The 18430-nt window shown below is 67.1% G+C and carries 10 protein-coding genes and 3 pseudogenes; 5 read left to right on the forward strand and 8 right to left on the reverse strand.

Annotated features, from left to right (window positions below):
• Positions 1–421: pseudogene (locus tag WBA97_RS21995) on the forward strand (hypothetical protein); the annotation flags it as partial.
• A 142-nt stretch (positions 422–563) separates the two neighbouring features.
• On the opposite strand, the gene WBA97_RS22000 reads toward WBA97_RS21995, so the two are convergent.
• Positions 564–851, reverse strand: a complete 288-nt coding sequence (locus WBA97_RS22000; protein ID WP_424232774.1) for a ricin-type beta-trefoil lectin domain protein — start codon at positions 849–851, stop codon at positions 564–566.
• A gap of 62 nt (positions 852–913) precedes the next feature.
• Between WBA97_RS22000 and WBA97_RS22005 the strand changes: the two genes are divergently transcribed.
• Positions 914–1228 carry a hypothetical protein gene (locus tag WBA97_RS22005; protein ID WP_424232775.1) on the forward strand — a complete coding sequence of 105 codons (315 nt, stop codon included), beginning with the start codon at positions 914–916 and terminating at the stop codon, positions 1226–1228.
• Here the strand turns inward: WBA97_RS22005 and WBA97_RS22010 are convergent.
• Both WBA97_RS22010 and WBA97_RS22015 read right to left on the reverse strand, forming a co-directional pair.
• Positions 1210–1383: pseudogene (locus WBA97_RS22010) on the reverse strand (PKD domain-containing protein); the annotation flags it as partial. The gene WBA97_RS22005 and the pseudogene WBA97_RS22010 overlap by 19 nt on opposite strands.
• Positions 1307–2116 carry a PQQ-dependent sugar dehydrogenase gene (locus tag WBA97_RS22015; RefSeq protein ID WP_424232776.1) on the reverse strand — a complete coding sequence of 270 codons (810 nt, stop codon included), beginning with the start codon at positions 2114–2116 and terminating at the stop codon, positions 1307–1309. The gene WBA97_RS22015 and the pseudogene WBA97_RS22010, both read right to left, overlap by 77 nt.
• Positions 2117–2500: 384 nt before the next feature.
• Here WBA97_RS22015 and WBA97_RS22020 point away from each other — a divergent pair, with 384 nt between their 5' ends.
• From WBA97_RS22020 to WBA97_RS22030, 3 genes are all read left to right on the forward strand, one after another.
• Positions 2501–3550 carry a family 16 glycoside hydrolase gene (locus WBA97_RS22020; protein WP_424232777.1) on the forward strand — a complete coding sequence of 350 codons (1050 nt, stop codon included), beginning with the start codon at positions 2501–2503 and terminating at the stop codon, positions 3548–3550.
• A 204-nt stretch (positions 3551–3754) separates the two neighbouring features.
• The gene (locus WBA97_RS22025) at positions 3755–6076 is read left to right on the forward strand and encodes a ricin-type beta-trefoil lectin domain protein (protein WP_424232783.1); all 2322 of its coding nucleotides are present in this window, start codon (positions 3755–3757) and stop codon (positions 6074–6076) included.
• Positions 6077–6180: 104 nt separating this feature from the next.
• Entirely contained in the window at positions 6181–6372 is a 192-nt protein-coding gene (locus WBA97_RS22030) for a hypothetical protein (RefSeq protein WP_424232778.1), read from the forward strand.
• Positions 6373–6577: 205 nt separating this feature from the next.
• Here the strand turns inward: WBA97_RS22030 and WBA97_RS22035 are convergent, their stop codons facing one another.
• The 5 genes and pseudogenes from WBA97_RS22035 to WBA97_RS22055 form a co-directional block, all read right to left on the reverse strand.
• The gene (locus WBA97_RS22035) at positions 6578–9262 is read right to left on the reverse strand and encodes an MFS transporter (protein WP_424232779.1); all 2685 of its coding nucleotides are present in this window, start codon (positions 9260–9262) and stop codon (positions 6578–6580) included.
• Positions 9263–9477: 215 nt separating this feature from the next.
• Positions 9478–10692, reverse strand: a complete 1215-nt coding sequence (locus WBA97_RS22040; protein ID WP_424232780.1) for a cytochrome P450 — start codon at positions 10690–10692, stop codon at positions 9478–9480.
• A 25-nt stretch (positions 10693–10717) separates the two neighbouring features.
• Positions 10718–12190: pseudogene (locus WBA97_RS22045) on the reverse strand (acyl-CoA carboxylase subunit beta); the annotation flags it as partial.
• A gap of 30 nt (positions 12191–12220) precedes the next feature.
• Entirely contained in the window at positions 12221–14704 is a 2484-nt protein-coding gene (locus WBA97_RS22050) for a type I polyketide synthase (RefSeq protein WP_424232781.1), read from the reverse strand.
• On the reverse strand, positions 14691–18430 hold a 3740-nt coding region (locus tag WBA97_RS22055; protein WP_424232782.1), incomplete at its 5' end, for an SDR family NAD(P)-dependent oxidoreductase. The genes WBA97_RS22050 and WBA97_RS22055, both read right to left, overlap by 14 nt.

Consider the following 18430-nt stretch of genomic DNA (forward strand, 5'->3'; position numbering starts at 1 on the left):
CGATGTCGCGTTCGGACCGGCCGAGCCCGAAGCCGACCTCGACATCAACCTCACCGCCGCCACGGTCTTCCTACAGCCCAGCCGAATCGACTACACCGTCACCGCCACCAACGACGGACCCGACGCACTCACCTCAGCCACCGTCGTGACCGCCGTACCGTCCAGCACCAGCAGCGTCACCAACCTCGGCCCATGCAGCTACAACAACACCCTCAAACAGGTCAGCTGCCCCGTCGGCGCACTCGCCAACAACAGCTCCACCAACTTCACCTTCCGCGCCACCATCTCCGGACTCACCATCGGCCTACCGCTCAACGCCGCCGCCCAACGCACCGCCAGCACCCCCGACGACCCCAACCCCGCCAACGACACCGACACCGCCAACTGCCTCGTCATCACCGGCCTGGTCATCCTCTGCTGATCCCCACCAACAACCCACACGGCACGACAAACGCCACCCGGCGTTTGCCGTGCCGCTCCGGAAGACCTCCGGGGACGGTGCGGATCGTGATGGCACCGAACCCGGAGGTCCTCCTCGCGACCGGTTGCCGCGGGTGCCTGGGTCAGGACAGTGTCCATCTCTGGTTGGCGCCGCCGCTACCGGTCCAGATGATCAGCTGGGTGCCGTCGGTGCTGCTGCCGCCGGTGGCGTCGAAGCACTTGCCGTTGTTGCGGATGGTGCCGTCGGGGTTGAAGGAGATCCAGTCGTTGTTGTCGATGTCGCCGATCCGCGCGCCTGCCTCCGCGCCCGCCTGCGACACGACCCGGATGCCCGACGAGTTCGTGTAGTACTCGCCCTGCTTGTGCTTGGGCTGCAACAACACCTGCGTACGACCGGTCAGCGCGGGCACCCCGGAGGCCCCCGGTCGGTGTAGGTGGCGTCGGCGACGTAGAACAGGTTCGCCTCGGCGCCGTGGCCGCCGTCGTTCTGGATCGGGATCGTGCCGGAGCAGCCGGGGATCTGGTTGATCGGGTGCCCGTGGGGTCGTGGCCGAGCGCGGACTGGGTGACCACCCGCGCGCAGTCGATCGTGCCGTCCTCCTGGTCGGTGACGGTGAGCGAGTACGGGACCGTGTCGCCGAAGTCGAACATGCCGCCGTGCACCGGGCCGGTGAACCGGACGGTCGGTTCGGTGTTGCCGGAGGTGACCGCCACGTTGGCGACGCCCGTCTTGCCGGTCGGGTCGGTCACCGTGAGCTGGGCGTTGAACTGGCCCCTGGCGGTGTAGGTGTGGGCCGGGTTCGCCGCGGTCGACGTGCCGCCGTCGCCGAAGGTCCACCGGTAGGTCAGCGCGCCGCCTTCCGGATCACTCGACCCGGCGCTGGAGAACTGCACGGACAACGGTGACGAGCCGGACGACGGGGTGGCCGTCGCGCGGGCCACCGGGCTGCGTTCGCCGCCGCTGTAGTCGATGCGGTAGAGCCCGGAGTCGGGGTTGTCCCGGCCGAAGCCCGATCCCCACTCCAGCAGGTACATCGCGCCGTCCGGGCCGAACTTTCATGTCCATGGGGGACTTGAAGGTCAGCGACGACAGGAAGTTGTTGATTTTCAGCAGGTTCCCGGACGAGTCGAGCCGGAACTCGTACATCTTGTTGCGGGCCCACTCGCCGAAGAACGGCGTCTGGTCGAAGTAGGCTGGGAGCTTCGTCGGCGACGGGTTGTTGGCGTCGTAACGGTAGATCGGGAACGCCATCGGGGCCTCGCCGCCGTCACCGAGTTCGGGGAACGGGGTGCCGATCGACCCGTTGCCGTACCAGACGTTCGCCGCGCGCGCGGCGGGCAGGTTCACCAGGCCGGTGTTGTTGGGCGAGTTGTTCACCGGGGCGCCGCAGTTGAACTTCGGTCCGGACGTGCCGGTGGCGGAGTTGTAGTCGTTGAACGGGACGTTGTTGGCCACGCAGAAGGGCCAGCCGTAGTTGCCTGGTGAGCTGATCGTGCTCCACTCCACCAGGCCCGCTGGCCCTCGGTTGGCGTTGTCGGAGCCTGCGTCCGGGCCGTAGTCGGCGAGGTAGATGACCCCGGTGACCGGGTGCACGCTGAACCGGAACGGGTTGCGGAAGCCCATCGCGTAGATCTCGGCAAACGCTTGACGGACCCGGGTCGAGGCATCCGTCATTGGATGGCCGCTGAACTATCTCCCAACGTCCCAGGGGTCGATACCCCAACAGCAGCAGGCTGGGCGGCCGATTGCCCTGCCACGCGCACTAATCTGTCCAGTCTCGGACGAAACTTTGCTCCGTTTCAGCGAACTTTTGTTCTTGCCGTTCAAAAGTCGCTATCTTGTGAAGGCTCCCCTCAGTATCGGTCCAGACATCGAGGTCTGAAAGGCATGACGCGACATGCTGAGATCCCTTCCGCGTTCTGAACCGTCCGGGTTCGGCGCCTCGTCGCCGCCACGCGACGTCCTCTCGCATCCCCCCGGAACCCCGCACCTCCGGGACTGGCACACCGGCGCGAACCAGAAACGGACCCTGCCATGACCCCAGCCCCCGCTACCCCCATGACATCGACGTGGCTCCGGCCACGGTCCGCCGTCCTCGCGCTGGTCATCGCGGTGTCGGTGATACTCGCGCTCGCCCCTGGGCGGTCCTCGGCAGCCCACGGGGTCGCCGAGGAGCCCGGTTACACCTCACTGTTCGACGGCGCCAGCACCGCCGGGTGGAGCCAGGCCGGTCCTGGCGGGTTCACCCTGGCGAACGGCACGCTCACCTCGTTCGGTGGGCTCGGCATGCTCTGGTACTCGGCGAAGGAGTTCCGCTCCTACTCGCTGAAGCTGGACTGGCGGCTCGCGGGCGACGACAACTCCGGCGTGTTCATCGGGTTTCCGCCGAGCAGCGACCCGTGGTCCGCGGTGGACAACGGCTACGAGATCCAGATCGACGCCACCGACGCCGCGGACCGGACCACCGGTGCGGTGTACGGGTTCAGGTCGGCGGACCTCGCGGCGAGGGACGCCGCACTCCTCCCGCCCGGCCAGTGGAACACCTACGAGCTGCTCGTCGAAGGCGAACGGCTCCAGCTGTTCCTGAACGGTGTGAAGATCAACGACTTCACGAACACGGTGCCGAACCGCAGCCTGGCGCAGGGGCACATCGGTCTCCAGAACCACGGTGACGGTGACGACGCGTCGTTCCGCGACATCCGGATCAAGGAACTCACCAGCACCGTGCGCACCGGTGAGATCAGGGGCATCGGCGGCAAGTGCGTCGACGTGAGCAACTCCGGTACCGAGGACGGCACGAAGATCCAGCTCTGGACGTGCAACGGAACCGGCGCCCAGCGGTGGACCCTGCCGGGTGACAACACCATCCGCGCGCTGGGCAAGTGCCTCGACGTGCGCAGCAGCGGCACCGCCAACGGCACCATCACCTGGCTGTGGACCTGCAACGGTTCCGGCGCGCAGCAGTGGGTGGCACAAGCCGACGGCACACTGCGCAACCCGCCGTCCGGACGCTGCCTGGACGCCGCGGGCGCCGGCAGTGCCGACGGCACGCAACTGCACATCTGGGACTGCCTCGCCGCGGCCAACCAGAAGTGGACGCTGCCCTGACCCGACGGTGACCGCCGCGCCAACGGACGTGGCGGGCGCACCAAGACACACCCTGCATGTCCACTTCGGACGGAGTGGTCGAGCCGACCCATGCCGTCCGAGCAGTCCCGCGAGGAGAAAACCGTGCGATCTCCGTTCCACCACCGAATCAGACCACCTGCCAGCAGAAGGACGTTCGTCGCGGCCACCGCGCTGTTCGTGGCCATGGCGGGTCTGCTCGTCGCGCCGTCACAGGCCGCCGCGATACCACCTCAGCAGCCGGGGGTGACCCTGCGCGTCTTCGATGTGCAGACCGCGCTGAGCAGGCTCTGCAACCTCAAACCGGCGCAGACGCCCAACGTCGACAAGCTGATGCCGACGATCAACTGGACCGCCACGACCGACTTCGGCCTCGGCGACCAGTTCGTCTCCGAGGTCACCGGCTACGTCAACATCACGACGGCAGGCACCTACAACTTCCGCCTCATCAGTGACGACGGCTCCCGGCTGTGGCTCGACAACGCCATCGTGATCGACCACGACGGGTTGCACGGCGCGACCCCCAAGGACGGCTCGGTCGCGCTGAGCACCGGCCCCCACGCCCTGCGCATCGAGCACTTCGACAACGCGGTGGACCAGCAGATCACGCTCCAGTGGCAGCCACCTGGCACGTCGGGCTTCACCCTGGTGCCGAACTCCGCGCTGAGCACGGACGCGGACGTGGTGCGGGTGACCGCACCGGGCCGCAAGGAGTGCGAGGGTGGCGCCGACTCACCAGGCGACGGTCTCCCGCTCACCGCCGTCCACCCGAACTACACGCTGACCAACCTGCGCCCCAACGGTTTCCAGCCGCAGGTGACCGGCATGGACTGGCTGCCGGACGGCAGGATGGCCATCGCGACGTGGGGCGGCTCGCTCAACACGCTCGGCGAGGTGTACCTGATGAGCGGGGTCACCGGTAACACGAGCCCCGGCCAGGTGCAGGCGAAGAAGATCGCGAGCAACCTCCGGGAGCCGATGGGGATCAAGTACGTCGAGGGCAAGCTCTACGTCTCGGAGAAACACCGGCTCACCGAGCTGAACGACACCAACGGCGACGAGGTCACCGACAACTACCGCACGGTGGCCACCTGGCCGTTCGGCTCGAACTTCCACGAGTTCGCGTTCGGCATGCTCTACCAGGACGGCTTCTTCTACCTGAACCTGTCGGTCGCCATCAACTACGGCGGCGCCACCACCGACCCGCAGCCCGCACCCAACCGCGGCACCACCATCAAGGTCAACAGGGCGACCGGCGCGGTGTCCTATGTGGCCGGTGGCCTGCGTACCCCGCACGGCATCGGCTGGGGCCCGGAGGGCGGGATCTTCGTCACCGACAACCAGGGTGGCTGGCTGCCGGTGTCGAAGCTGGTGCACGTCAAACAGAACCGGTTCTTCAACCACCGCATGAACCCGGCGGGACCGTTCGACGCGAACCCCGTCACCCAACCCGTGCTGTGGCTGCCGCAGAACGAGATCGCGAACTCGCCGAGCAACCCGGTGCAGCTCACGCAGGGGCAGTTCGCCGGTCAGCTCGTCTACGGTGACGTCACCTACGGTGGTCTGCAACGTGTCTTCCTCGAGAAGGTCAACGGCGAGTACCAGGGCGCGGTGTTCCGCATGACTCAGGGACTCGAGTCCGGGGTCAACCGCATCACGCTCGGCCCCGACGGCGCGATCTACACCGGCGGCATCCACGGCGGTGGCAACTGGGGTCAGGAGGGCAAACTCGCCTACGGACTCCAGAAGATCGCCCCCACCGGCACGAATGCCTTCGACATCCTCGCGATGCGGTCCGTACAGGGCGGGTTCGAGGTGGAGTACACCCAGCCGCTGTCGGCGAGCACGGCGCAGAACCTGGCGACGAAGTACCGGGCCGCGCAGTGGCGGTACGTGCCGACCGCGGCGTACGGCGGCCCGAAGGTCGACGAGCAGCAGCTGACGGTGTCGTCGGCCACCCTGTCCGCCGACCGGAAGAAGGTCACGCTCGCCATCCCCGGTCTGCTGCCGGGCCGCGTGGTGCACCTGCGGTCCCCACGTCCGTTCTCGGCCGAGAACGGACAGTCGCTGTGGAGCACCGAAGCCTGGTACACGCTCAACGCGATGGTCGGGTCGAGCGTCAAGACCGGCCCGGTGACCAGCGCGGCGTCCAGCAAGTGCCTCGACATCAGCAACGGCGGCACCGCCGACGGCACGAAGGTCCAGCTCTGGACGTGCAACGGCAGCGCGGCACAACAGTGGACAACCAGCGGCGACGGGACTCTCCGCGCGCTGGGCAAGTGCCTTGACGTGAACAACAGCGGCACCGCCAACGGCACCGTGACACAACTGTGGACCTGCAACGGAACAGGTGCGCAGGTGTGGACCCCCGGGTCGAACGGCTCGCTGGTCAACCCACAGTCGGGCCGGTGCCTCGACGTGTCGGGCGCCGGCACGGCCGACGGCACCCAGATCCACATCTGGGACTGCAACGGCGCGGTCAACCAACGCTGGACGTTGCCAGCGTAAGTGATCGCCGTGGCTACCGGCCATCGACATCGAACGCCCGGTAGCCACGGCGTTGCCCTGTTCCCCCGTTCTCCGCACCAGCCGGTGGCTTCGCCGATGACGCGGTGGAGCTGTTCAGCGACATCGGTCCGGATGGCCATGAGCGCCGGCAGGTTGAGTGCTTCAGAGACGGTCGTCTCGGCTGGATCGACGAGGAGAAACGAGGTGGGCGGGACCGGATTGGGCGAAGTACCCATCGATGGACGAGATCGACGCACTGCATCGACCGTCACCGCGGCACAGTTCACCGATTGTGAAAACCTGCTCCGCTAGCCACGGAACTGATCGGCGTGCCTCGAAAAGGTGTGCCGACACCCCCGATAGTGTGATAACCGACAGTTACGACAGGGTGGCTGGCAGTTCGGGTCGAGCAGTTGGAGGTCAGGAGTGCTGCACTACCACAACGACGTCCGTGGGACTGGCCGGATCTACGTCGGCTACATCGGCAAGCACCTGCGTAACTCACAAACCAACTGACCCGGCGTCGTGATCGGCGGGGTGCGGCACGGGCTGCACGGCGCGCACGCCGTCGCGGCCGGCGTCCTTGGTGACGAACAGCGCGACGTCGGCCCCGTGCAGCAACTCGTTGAGGTCGGTGCCGTTGTCCGGGAGCGCCGCGACACCGATCGACACACTCAGGCGCAGCTCGGGGTAGGTCGCGCCGGTGAGGGCATCCTGGACTCGCACCGCGCGCACCCGCTCGCACACCCGTTTCGCGGTCTCGATGCTGCCCGCGTGATCGGTGCCGACCAGCAGGACGACGAACTCCTCACCACCGAACCGCCCCACCAGGTCCGTGTTGCGCACAACGCCCCGGAGCGCGTCGGCGACCGCACGCAGTGCCCTGTCGCCGACGAGGTGGCCGTAGCGGTCGTTCACGCCCTTGAAGTGGTCGATATCGACCATGAGAACACCCAGCCCGGTGCCGTGCCGCTTCGCCAGCTCGACCTCTCTGGACGCCAGGCTCTGCCAGGTTCCCGCTTTGAGCAGATCGGTCTTGTCGTCGATCGACGCCTCGTGCTCGAGCTGGCGAACGAGGACGCTCCGGTGCAGCACGTAGAGCGGCAGGGGCATGAGGGCGACCGCCCACGGATAGAAGGCCAGCACCAGCACGACGAGCGCGCCGAGCGTCAGGGTGGCGTACTCGATGGCGTTCTCGCTCCAGCTACCGACGAGCCTGCCGATCGACCGGTCCGACCGCAGCAGGGAGATCGCCCCACCGACCAGGATGGTGTTCACCACCCAGTAGGTGACGATCACCAGCACGATGGCCAGGAGCCCGGCCGGACCACCGACGTCGGTGGGCAAGCTGCCAGGCAGCCACGCGTTGAGCAGGAACGCGGCGTGGCAGGACAGCACGACCGCGCACACGCTGAACACCACCCGGAACGGATGCATCCCGGTGATCTCCCGCCAGCTCCGCCGCCACAGGTGGACGTACAGGATGACCGCCGTCGCGGCGGCGAGCGCGGGCGAGGTGACCAGCGCGGCGGAGAACGTCCACACCGAACTCATGTTCACGTGCGGGGCGTCCGAGAAACGGCGCCGCATCCGCTCGACGCGCTTGGTCACCTCCGCCACCAGAATCCCCATGCCGACGATGACCGCGAAGTTCCTCGCCGCCTCGGCGGTGGCCGGGTAGCGCACCGCGAGAACACCGGTCGCCACCGCCGCGGCGATTTCCACTCCGACCAGGAATGCGCGCGGCCGGGTCGGCAGGGTCCGGACCCGCCTCGGACCCCGTTGTGACCTACGGCGCCGGGTTCGGCCTTCACCTGGGACCGGGTGTTGTGTTGCACTGGTCCACGGCGAATTCGCGTCTCCACCTGATCCCTGGTCGCCCGCCACCTTCTCGAGTCCGGGATCGGGCTCGCGGTCCGTACCTGGAGAGGGGGTGCCCGACGTGGCCAACAAGGACCTTTGATGAGCAGATTTCGCATCCGGCTCGTTCCCGGCGCTCGTCTGCCGGGAACGAGTCACCCACACCGTCGCGCCGACCATGGTGGCCAGCACGATCGCGAGCATCCCGGCCAGCGCCACCGCGCGATAAGCGTCGAACGCCTCAGCGACGAGACCACCACCCAGGATGGCCAGACCCTGCGACGAGTACAGCGTGGTCGACAACCGTCCCATCACCCCGCCACGGCGGGCGTCAGGCACCCGCTGGACGACCAACTCCTGGATCTGCACGATCAACACCGTCGAGAACGCCCCGGACACCGCCCACAACACCGCGGACAGCACCAGACCTGGCGCCAGGACGCAGACGACCAACGGCGCCCCGGCAGCGATCGAGAGCCAGGTAGCGGCCGCGAACGAGGTCGGCATCCGCAGTCGCGGCGCGAGCCAGCCGCCGAGCACACTGCCGACCGGGTCAGCGGCCATCAGCACACCCACACCAACGGTCAACAGACCGAGCTGGTCCGCGTAGGGCGCGGCGAGCCCTTCCGGGACCACGTACAGCCCGATCAGGCTCGCGAAGGCGAAGACCGGCCACACCGACCGCACCCGACCGGACGGTGTCAGATCCGGCTCGTCAGCACCCTGAGCGGCAGCCGGGCGTTCCCGGACTCCCGTCAACACCAGCACCGCGCTGACCACGAAGGTGGCCGCGTTCAGCAGCAACGCGAGGTGTGGTTCGAGCACGGTCATGAGCACGCCACCAGCACCGAACGCGACGAGCTGCGCGGTCTGCGCGGTGACCTGCCGCAACGACAACCCGGCACGGTATAGCGGCTTGTCGACCAGGATCTGCGGGAGCACCGCGAGCTGGGCGGCCTTGAACGGCGCCGCGACAGCGCTGAGCACCGCCACCAGCCCCCACAACACCGGCAGCGAGATACCGGGGACCGCCATCGCACCGGCGAGCACGGCCCGGACAACGTCGGTGACCACCATGACCCGGCGACGAGGGAAGCGGTCGGCCAGCCCGGACAGCAGCAGCCCACCGAGAATCGCGGGCACGAACGTCAACGCGTAGGTCAACGCCGTGAGCGCCGCCGACGAGGTCCGCGCGTACACGAGCACGGCCAGCGCCACTCGCGCCAACTGGTCACCCGCCACCGACGCCAGCTCAGCGCCCCACAGATACCGGAACTCCCGGACGCGCAACGGCGACACGAGCCCGATCTTGGTCTCCCCAGCCATAACTCCCCCACGCCCGCACACAACGACGTCGATCGCCGCGAGGCCCCCACCTCGGTAATCGACGTTAGGTGTTTCACGTGAGGTCTTGGACCCGTAAGAGCAAGGTGTACCCGAACGGTCGAGAGCACATTACTGTCAGTAATTGTTCAGCCAGCTGGCCGCACACCGCGTTCCAGGGCCGCGCCTGCGCCGAGGCAACACACCCTGGAGAGTCGTCAGCGAACATCCCATCGCAGCTCTATCCGCTCGGGGCCGCGGGCGAAGATGCCGGTGTAGCTAGGTCGAAAGTCCGGTTGGTATCGGAGGTTGGGCAGTCTTGACAGTATGTCCTTCATGCCGGTTTCCACCTCCGTTCTGGCGAGAAGTGCGCCGACGCAGAAGTGACGTCCGCCGCCGAACATCAGGTGATCCGCGGCGCCGCCGAAAGCGCGGCCGACATCGAGGTCAGCACGTCGGATGTCGAAGGTGTCCGGGTCCTGGAACCGGGCAGGGTCCCGGCCGGTGGCGCCGATCAAGGGGAATACCTTGGTATCGGCCGGAACTGTCACACCGGAGAGTGTGACAGCCTCGGTAGTCTCCCTGGTGAGGATATGTAGCACCGGGCTGAAGCGGAGGCTCTCGGCGAGCGCGAACTTGATCAGTTCTGGGTCAGCCGTGACAGCTGCCAACTGATCGGGGTTGTCGAGTAGGTTGCAGATGAGGAGGTCCAGCGCCTTTTCCGTTGTCTCGCCGCCGCCGGTGAGCAACAATGCACTGAATGACTTGATCTCCGCGTCCGTCATCCGGACACCGTCCACCGTGGCGGTACAGAGGGTGGAGATCAGGTCCTCGGTCGGGACGTGACGGCGCTGATCGATGAGGTCCCCGAAGTAGTCGAACAGCTGGTCTCGCGCACTCAACCCGGCGGCGGCGATATCTGGGTCGTTGGCAAAATTCCCGAAAAACGCCACATAGCGGCGATACCATCCCTGAAAACGCTCCCAGTCATTCAATGGCAGCCCAAGGATATGGCTGATGACGCCTACCGGGAGCCGCCGGTCGAAGAGGTCCGAGAGGTCGCCGCTTCCGCTTTCGGCGAAGCCGTCGATCAGCCGGGACGACATCTCGGCCACGGACTGGGTGGCCACCTCGGCCAGGCCGTGGCCGTGAAAGAACCGCGAGATGATGCGACGGTGGGCGACGTGCTCGGCACCGTCCATCTCGAGCAGGGTGCGGCCGATGACCGCACCGAACTGGTCGGCCCAGCCTCTGCTGGAAAAGACCTCCGAGTCCTTGAGGATCCGCTCGACATCCGCGTACCGGCCGACCAGGAAGCCACCCAGCCGCTCATCCCACAACACTGGGTGATGATCCCGAAATATCTGATAGGAGGGGTAGGGATTGTCATTGAATTCCGGCGACATGATGTCAGGTACCGAAGGAGTTGTCATGGTTCCGTCCTAAGAGCGATAGATTTCAGAGTGGGATGTTGTCATGCTTTCTGATCGACAACTCCCGTTGTTTGCCGACGAGCATCCGAAGTGACCGGCGCACATGGTCACGAGTGGACGAAGGCGCGATGACCGAGTCGATGTAGCCGCGCTCGGCGGCGACCTGGGGCACGCAGACCGTGTCCTCGTAGGCGCGGCGAAGGCGTGCCAGAAGAGTGCCGGTGTCCTGACCGGCCGCGGTCGCCGCATCGAGGGTCTGCCGGTGGATGATCTCTACGGCACTGTCCGGGCTCGCGACCGCGATCCGTGCCCCGGGCCAGGCGAGGTTGACGTCGGCTCCGAGGTGTTTGGAACCCATCGCCTCATAACCGACGCCATACGCCTTGCCGATGATCACCGTTACCAGCGGTACTGTGGCTTCGGCGTAGGCGTAGAGGAGCTTCCCGCCCCGCCGGGCGGCGCCATTCCACTCCTGGCCGACGCCGGGCAGGAAGCCGGGTACGTCAACCAGGGACAGCACAGGCAGGTCGAAGGCGTCGCAGGTCCTGACGAACCTGGCGGCCTTGTCACTGCCGTCGACGTCGATCCAGCCGGCCGTCCGGTTCGGCTGGTTGGCCACGACTCCCACCGAACGGCCGTCGACACGGCCGAAGCCGACGAGAATGTTCGGTGCGAACAGCGGCTGAATCTCAAGGAACTCGTCATGGTCCAGGATCAACCCGATGACCTTGTGCATGTCGTAGGGTTCGCTGGTCAGCGCGTTCAGTTCTTGATCCATCGCGGTTCCTCCCGCCCGCGCCGGACCACTGCCGGGCGGGTCCTTGATACGTCTCGGCGCGGGCTTGCTGTTCGCCGGGAGGAAGGACAACAGCCGTCTGACGTAACGGATCGCGCTCCGTTCGTCGTGGGCGATGTGGTGGGCGTTTCCAGACTTGGTGTTGTGGACGCGTGCCCCGCCGAGCTCCTCGAGCCCGATGTCTTCACCCGACACGCTCTTGACCACGAGCGGGCCGGTGATGAACATGTGCGATGTGCGGTCCACCATGATGACGAAGTCCGTGAGAGCCGGCGAGTAGGTGGCCCCACCCGCACAGGGACCCATGATCAGTGATATTTGCGGGACCATGCCGGACAGCCGCACATTGCGGAGAAAAACCTCGCCGTACCACCGCTGCGCCACGACGCCTTCCTGGATGCGACCGCCCGCGCTGTCATTGACTCCGACGATTGGGCTACGGATCTCGGCGGCCAGGTCCATGATCTTGACGATCTTCTCGCCGACCACCTCGCCCAGTGTTCCGCCGAACACCGAGAAGTCCTGAGCGAAGACGCATACCGTGCGGCCATCGACTTCTCCGTAGCCGGTCACGACAGCATCGCCGACGGGCCGCTTTTCGTTGTTCCCACCGAGGTTCGAGCGGTGCCGCACGAGCGCCCCCACCTCGACGAAGGAGCCCGGATCCATGAGCAGGTCAATGCGCTCACGGGGCGTCTTCCTGATCACTCGGTATGAAGCCACGTTCAGCACCTACCTCTCGGAGACATCGCTCGGACTTGCGGGCCAGTACCGCTTTCGCTGGAACGCGTAGGTCGGCAGGTGGACCCGAAGCGGGTTGGCATCCGCGAAGACCGCGTGCCAGTCGGCCGCTACGCCGCACGTGTACAGCGCGGCCAACGTCTTCATGAAGACGTCTGACGTGAGGGGCTCGCCGGGACCGTCCGGCATCAGCTCGACTGCCGAGCCGTCCACGGAGGCGGGCTCATCGAGCCGGTGTACGGCGATCGTCCCACCACCTCCGAACGCCACGACGGTGCTGACGCCGTGTGCCCGCAGGACATCGAGGTCAGGTCTCGGTCGGGCCAGCCCGAGCAGATCCCGCAAGTCGCTCGTATCGGAAAGCTCCTGAGCATGCACCCGGCGGCCACTCGTCGCATAGATGGGTGTCTCGACGATCCCGCTGGCCGTCGGCAGACTTCCGATGCCCGACCCGGCCGCCAAGGCGTGACAGGCAGCTGTCACGGTGCTCGCCGGGACAGCTCCCGCGACGCCGGCCGCGACCAGCAGACCCAGCGACTCACCCATGACGCAGTCAGGTCTCACGCCCCAGCACCCCAGCAGCCCGGCAAGCGCTGCCTGGAGCTGAAACCCGGTGACCGAGCGGGAAGGGGACGGATGCCGCGGGACGACGGCTCCGGGCTCAATGTCGACAGTGAACGAGGAGAGTCTCCTCGCCGCTCCAGCGTCGATCTCGATCCACCGCGTGCTTCCGGCGCAGAACAGGAAGGCGAGCCTGCCCTCCACTGCCGTGCCCTCGATCACCGTCTCAGACTGATCGCCGCTCTCCATGGCGGCCAGCCCGAGGAGGAAGGCGCCGCGGTGCCGTGCTGTGACCACGCCACGGTACGGAAAGGCGGCCCGGGTCGTCGCGAGTGCGTAGGCCGTCCCCACGATGTCGAGCTCGGGGTCGGCGCCGACGTGCGCTCGTAGCCTGCCTGCCTGCTCTCGCAGTCCAGCAGCGGTCTTGGCCGACAGCAGCCACGGGATGTCGAGCCCGGTCATCCAGTCGGTGTCGCCCAAGGGTTTTGCCGCCGGACGCGCGCCATGGTGAGTAGAGGCGGGTGCCTGCTCGAGTATCAGGTGGCCGTTGGTTCCGCTGACCCCGTATGAGTTCACCGCCACACGCCGGGGGTGACCGGTCACCGGCCATCGTTCCGTGCCGGTCAACAGCCGTGCCGCGCCGGCGGACCAGTCGACCTGCGCCGAGGGCGGGTCGGCATGCAGGGTTTTGGGCAGCAACCCATGTCGCATGGCCAACACCATCTTGATGACCCCGGCCAGGCATGCGGCGGCTTGACTGTGGCCGATGTTCGACTTGATCGAGCCCAGCCAGACGGGTCGATCATCCGGACGGTTCCGGCCGTATGTCGCCAGTATTGCTTCGGCCTCTATCGCATCACCGAAGGACGTGCCCGTACCATGCGCCTCGACGGCATCGATCTGGTCGGCGCGCAGGCGAGCGTTGGACAGCGCCTGCTCGATCACGCGCTGTTGGGCATGCCCCAGCGGTGTCTCGAAACCGCTCTTCGCGCCGTCCTGGTTGACGGCACTTCCTCGCACGACGGCCAGTATCTGATGGTTGTTCGCGCGGGCGTGGCTCAGTCGCTCCAGGAGTACCACGGCGACACCCTCAGAGAACCCGATCCCGTCCGCGGCGGCGGCGAAGGCCTTGCTTCGCCCGTCGGGCGCTATCAAGCCGGGGAAGGGATATCGACTGAACTCGACGAAGGCACCCGGATGGGGCATGATCGTCGCGCCGCTGACCAGCGCCAGCGAGCACTCGCCCGATCGCAGGGCCTGACAGGCCAGGTGCAGGGCCACCAACGACGACGAGCACCCCGTGTCGAGGGTGACGGCGGGGCCCTCGAACCCGAAGGTGCGCGCTACCCGTCCAGCGGCGAGATTGTTGGCGTTGCCGAGGTAGCGATCCCCTTCGGTCTCTGGGGAGTCGTAGAAGTAGGTGCCGTAGTTGTAGTAGAGATAGGCAATTCCCGTGAAGACGCCGGTTCCGCTTCCCCGTAGCGACGAGGGGTCGATGCCAGCCCTTTCCAGCACCGTCCACGACACTTCCAGGAGCAGTCGCTGCTGCGGATCGAGGACCAGCGCCTGAGCGGGGCTGATGCCGAAGAACTGCGCGTCGAAATCGGCCGCCCCCTCGACGAAGGCCCCCGCTCGCACGAAGCTTTTTCCCTGGCTTCCGGGGAATGGGGCGTACATCGCCTCGACGTCCCATCCCCGGTCGGTGGGAAACGCCGTGACCGCGTCCTCTCCGGTCACGACCAGATCCCATAGCTGGTCCGGCGAACCGACGCCGCCGCCAAACCGGCAGTCCATGCCGACGATGACGATGGGTTCGGTGGACGCGGCGGCCAACTCGACGTTGACCTGCCTGAGCCGTTCGCTCTCCTTCAAGGCAGCGCGCAGCGCTTCCACCAGTCGTTCAGGTGTTGTCATGATGGTTTCCTACAGTGGGAGGCGGCCTCGAGAGCTCGGTGGCCTTCAGGGCCATGTTCACGAGGTCTTCGGCATCCATGTCGTCGATCGAAGCCTGAACGCCGCTTTGGTCTACTGTGGACTCTTTGTCGTCGTGGCCGGACGGAGCACCTTGGGTCCCGGCGGGGACCCGGCCGCCGATCCCCGATCGCAGGTAGCCCGCGAGTGAGTCCGCGCTGGCTTGCGCCAAGAACAGGCTGATGGGTATCCGCAGCCCCGTCGACTCGCCCAGCCGGTTTCTGAGCCGGACGGATGCCATCGAGTCAAGGCCCAACTCGGTGAACGCCGTTGTCGGTGACACCGTTTCGGCGGAGCCGAGACCGAGGACGGCGGCTGCCTGCGTGCGCACGAGCTCCAGGAGCAGATCGTGTTGGTCCGGTACCGCGAGTGTGGCCAACTTCTGAACCAACAAGTGCGGTGCGGGTGTGGTCTTGTCTGCCGCGACGGCAACGTCCGCAATGGCCTCGCGGACCTCGGGAAGGTCACTGGACAGGCTGACTGGGCGGGTGCCACCGGCACGCGTGAATCGTCCCCAGTCGATGTCACTGAGCAAGCCGCCGGTACCACCGTGGTCGAGTTCGCGTCGCAGCGCGAGGGTCGCCAGCCGTGGCGACATGGGATTGATTCCCAGCTGACTGATCCGTCCCTCGGCCGCCGCTGTGCCTGCCATTCCTTCGCCGGCCCACGCACCCCACGCCACTGATGTCGCCACAAGCCCGTTGGCCCCGCGGTGCCGCGCCAGCGAATCCAGGAAGGCGTTCGCCGCGGCGTAGGCGGCCTGTCCGAGGTTGCCCAGCGTGCCCGCTGCCGAGGAGAACAGCACGAACGCCGAGAGATCCCTGTCGCGGGTGAGGTCGTCGAGGTTCAGTGCCCCGTGCACCTTCGGACGGAAGACGGCGGCACACCGTTGCGCGGTCAGCGTGTCGATCACACCATCGTCGAGCACCCCGGCCGCGTGCACGACCGCGGTCAGCGGCGGGTCGTCGCAGGCCTCGGCCAGCAGCCGCGCGAGCGCTGCCCTGTCGGCGATGTCGCACGCGTGAACCCGCACATCGGCGCCCAGGTCACGCAGCTCGTTCGTCAGGTCGCCTGCCCCCGGGGCGGCCGGTCCTCGGCGACTGGTCAGCACGATGCGTGTCGCCCCTTCGCGGGCCAGCCAGCGGGCGATCTCCGCACCGACGCCGCCCGTCCCACCTGTGACCAGGACCGTCCCTTCCGGATGCCATTGCCGCTGGACGTCACCGAGGGGCGCTCGCACAAGTCTGGGGACGAGGACCCCGGTGGGACGGATCGCGAACTCGGTCTCCCCACCTGGTGCCGCGATCGCGCTGACGAGATGGCCGAGCGTCCGTTCGCCGACGTCTGCCGGCAGGTCAACGAGCCCACCCCAGGTCTGGGGTTGTTCCAGCGCTGCCACCCGGCCGAATCCCCACAGCAATGCCTGCAATGGGTCGTTCGGCTGTGCGGATCCGTCCACGGATACGGCGCCACGGGTAACGCACCACAGTGGCGCCTCGACGCCGACGGCGATGAGCGCCTGAACCAGAGTCAGCGTTCTGGCGAAGCCCACCGGTGTCTGCTCGGATACTGATGCGGTCCGTTCGTCGAGCGCGAGAAGCGAGAGTACGCCGGAGACGTGGGATCCACCGTCGCCCATGCCGCCCGCCGTGTCGCGGAGCCGCTGGATCAAGGCGGCCCGATCGTCGCCGGTGACCGGGATCATGATCACATTCGCGCCGCGGGTGCGCAGTTCGTTGCGGCAGGCGGACACGACGTCATCGGCGGCGGCACCCTCGGACGCGACGAGCAGCCAGGTCCCGGCCAGGTCCGTGCGCCGCGGCCGGGGGATCGCGTTCCACACCACCTGGTATCTCCACGAATCGACCACCTCGAGGTCGAGCTGCTCGCGCTGCCATGTGGACAGTTTCGGTATCGCGTCCCGGAAGGGCCGATCGACGTCTATGCCTGTCATGGTCGTCAGGGCGGCTGTGTCGTGGCGGTCGAGCGCCTCCCAGAAGCGGGCACCGCTTCGGTCGGCGTCGTGGCCGGTGGGGCTGTGACTGGTCAGCCAGTAGCGTTGGTGTTGGAAGGCGTAGGTGGGCAGGTCCATCCGGTTCGGGTGGTGTTCGGCGTGGACGGCATGCCAGTCCGGGCCGTTGCCGTGGACATGCAGCTGTGCCAGTGCGGTGGCCAGGGCTTGTGGCTCGTCATGGTGGCGGCCGCGCAGGGTGGGTACCACCGCGATCTTGTCGGCCCGGCCGGATTCGGACACACAGTCGGTGATCATCGCCGAGAGCGCCGCATCGGGCCCCAGTTCCAGAAAACAGGTGACATCCTGCTCCGTCACAGCGGCACCGATCGCGTCGTGGAACCGGACCGGCCGATGCACCTGCCGCACCCAATGATCCGGTGTGCACAGTTGCTCAGCACTGGCCAGTGTCCCGCTGACCGTGGAGATCATCGGAATTTTCGGTGCGGTGAAGGACAACCCGGCAACAACCTGGCCGAACTCCTCAAGCATCGGCGCCATCCGCGGCGAATGGAAGGCATGACTGACCCGGAGTCGGCTGCTCCGATAGCCGTGTTCGCGTAGTTGGGTAGCGACCCGCAGTACCGCATCCTCATCCCCCGAGATCACTACCGAGGCCGGTCCGTTGACCGCGGCGATCCCAACCCGATCGGCGCGGTCAGCCAGGAACGGCCACACCTCCGCCTCCTCGGCACGCACCGCCACCATCGCCCCACCCGACGGCAACGCCTGCATCAACCGAGCCCGCGCCGCCACCAACACCGCCGCATCCGACAGTGACAACACACCCGCCGCGTGCGCCGCAGCCACCTCCCCCACCGAATGACCAACCACCAACCCCGGCCGTACCCCCCATTGACCCAACAGCCGGAACAACGCCACCTCGAGCACAAACAACGCAGGCTGAGCAAACCCCGTCCGATCCAGTACATCCACCCCGCCAGCCGACCCGAACATCACCTCCCGCACCGAGAAACCCACCAACGGATCCACCACCGCACACACCTCATCCACCACGCCCGCAAATCCCCCCAACCCACTCCCCATCCCGCACCACTGACTCCCCTGACCAGCGAACACAAATCCCAACCCACCAACACCGGCCGCGGATCCGCGGACCAGTCCGGGAGCTTCGCCGTCCTCGGCGAGCGCCACGAGGCCCGCCCGGAAATCGCGCCGGCCCGAACCGACGATGGCCGCACGATGCGCGAATGCCGTGCGAGTGGTGGCCAACTGCTGTCCGACGTCCTCGGGCGCGTAGTCCGGGTGATCGTCAAGGAAGGCCGCAAGGCGGGTCGCCTGCGCCCGAAGGGCCGCCTGGGTCTTTCCCGAGAGCAGCCATGGCATGCACCTGGCCGCGCCGTGCCGGTGGGCGACAGTGTCCGGAGCAGTCGAGAGTCGGTCGTCCGGTGGGGCTTGTTCGAGGATGAGATGCGCGTTGGTGCCACTGATCCCGAACGCCGACACCCCAGCCCGGCGCGGCCTGTCAACTTCGGGCCACTCCCTCTGCTCGGCCAGCAACCGCACCCCGCCACCAGACCAATCCACAAACGGACTCGGATGCTCGGCATACAACGACCTCGGCAACACCCCATGCCACAACGCCAACACCATCTTCATCACACCCGCCACCCCAGCAGCCGCCTGCGCATGACCAA

Source organism: Actinophytocola sp., assembly GCF_049647105.1.
In the GTDB taxonomy this organism is placed as follows: Bacteria; Actinomycetota; Actinomycetes; order Mycobacteriales; family Pseudonocardiaceae; genus Actinophytocola.

Bases quoted from the DNA above. Each gene is read 5' to 3' on its own strand.
- WBA97_RS22015 (WP_424232776.1), bottom strand. From the start codon at position 2,116: ATGACGGATGCCTCGACCCGGGTCCGTCAAGCGTTTGCCGAGATCTAC.
- WBA97_RS22040 (WP_424232780.1), bottom strand. From the start codon at position 10,692: ATGACAACTCCTTCGGTACCTGACATCATGTCGCCGGAATTCAATGAC.
- WBA97_RS22020 (WP_424232777.1), top strand. From the start codon at position 2,501: ATGACATCGACGTGGCTCCGGCCACGGTCCGCCGTCCTCGCGCTGGTC.
- WBA97_RS22050 (WP_424232781.1), bottom strand. From the start codon at position 14,704: ATGACAACACCTGAACGACTGGTGGAAGCGCTGCGCGCTGCCTTGAAG.
- WBA97_RS22035 (WP_424232779.1), bottom strand. From the start codon at position 9,262: ATGGCTGGGGAGACCAAGATCGGGCTCGTGTCGCCGTTGCGCGTCCGG.
- WBA97_RS22025 (WP_424232783.1), top strand. From the start codon at position 3,755: ATGGCGGGTCTGCTCGTCGCGCCGTCACAGGCCGCCGCGATACCACCT.